We start from the raw sequence: 733 nt of genomic DNA on the forward strand, positions 1-733 counted from the left end.
ATGTATCGGGAAGACAGGATTCGAACCTGCGACACCTTGGTCCCAAACCAAGTACTCTACCAAGCTGAGCTACTTCCCGAGTTAAAAAGAAAAATGCACCCTAGAGGAGTCGAACCTCTAACCGCCTGATTCGTAGTCAGGTACTCTATCCAGTTGAGCTAAGGGTGCTCATTATATTATGCCGAGGACCGGAATCGAACCGGTACGATCGTTACCAATCGCAGGATTTTAAGTCCTGTGCGTCTGCCAGTTCCGCCACCCCGGCCTCTCTAAGCGAACGACGGGATTCGAACCCGCGACCCCCACCTTGGCAAGGTGGTGTTCTACCACTGAACTACGTTCGCACTGTTTTCTTCTATCTAAAAATGCCGGCTACATGACTTGAACACGCGACCCTCTGATTACAAATCAGATGCTCTACCAACTGAGCTAAGCCGGCTCATTTATTATATCTTAATGCGGGTTAAGGGACTTGAACCCCCACGCCGTTAAGCGCCAGATCCTAAATCTGGTGCGTCTGCCAATTCCGCCAAACCCGCAGATATGACCCGTACTGGGCTCGAACCAGTGACCCATTGATTAAAAGTCAATTGCTCTACCAACTGAGCTAACGAGTCTAAAATAACTTCCGTTATCTTAAACGGTCCCGACGGGAATCGAACCCGCGATCTTCGCCGTGACAGGGCGACGTGATAACCGCTACACTACGGGACCTTTGGGAGTTAACGGGATC

8 tRNA genes are annotated in these 733 nt (G+C 50.5%); all 8 read right to left on the reverse strand.

The annotated features are described in order from the left end of the window. Positions 1-5: 5 nt before the first annotated feature. The 8 genes from HT696_RS10410 to HT696_RS10445 all read right to left on the reverse strand — a co-directional run bounded on the left by HT696_RS10410 (position 6) and on the right by HT696_RS10445 (position 714). A tRNA-Pro gene (locus HT696_RS10410) sits at positions 6-79 on the reverse strand. A gap of 15 nt (positions 80-94) precedes the next feature. Beyond that, positions 95-168 (reverse strand) — tRNA-Arg (locus HT696_RS10415). 11 nt (positions 169-179) lie between these two features. Next, positions 180-265 (reverse strand) — tRNA-Leu (locus HT696_RS10420). A gap of 7 nt (positions 266-272) precedes the next feature. Continuing rightward, positions 273-344 (reverse strand) — tRNA-Gly (locus HT696_RS10425). Positions 345-366: 22 nt separating this feature from the next. Next, positions 367-439: transfer RNA gene (locus HT696_RS10430), tRNA-Thr, on the reverse strand. Positions 440-457: 18 nt separating this feature from the next. Beyond that, positions 458-539: transfer RNA gene (locus tag HT696_RS10435), tRNA-Leu, on the reverse strand. Between the two features lie 5 nt (positions 540-544). Then, positions 545-617, reverse strand: a tRNA-Lys gene (locus HT696_RS10440). Positions 618-641: 24 nt separating this feature from the next. Next, a tRNA-Asp gene (locus HT696_RS10445) sits at positions 642-714 on the reverse strand. Positions 715-733: the final 19 nt, after the last annotated feature.

The organism is Streptococcus sp. 9903 (assembly GCF_013276625.1).
Taxonomy (GTDB): domain Bacteria; phylum Bacillota; class Bacilli; order Lactobacillales; family Streptococcaceae; genus Streptococcus.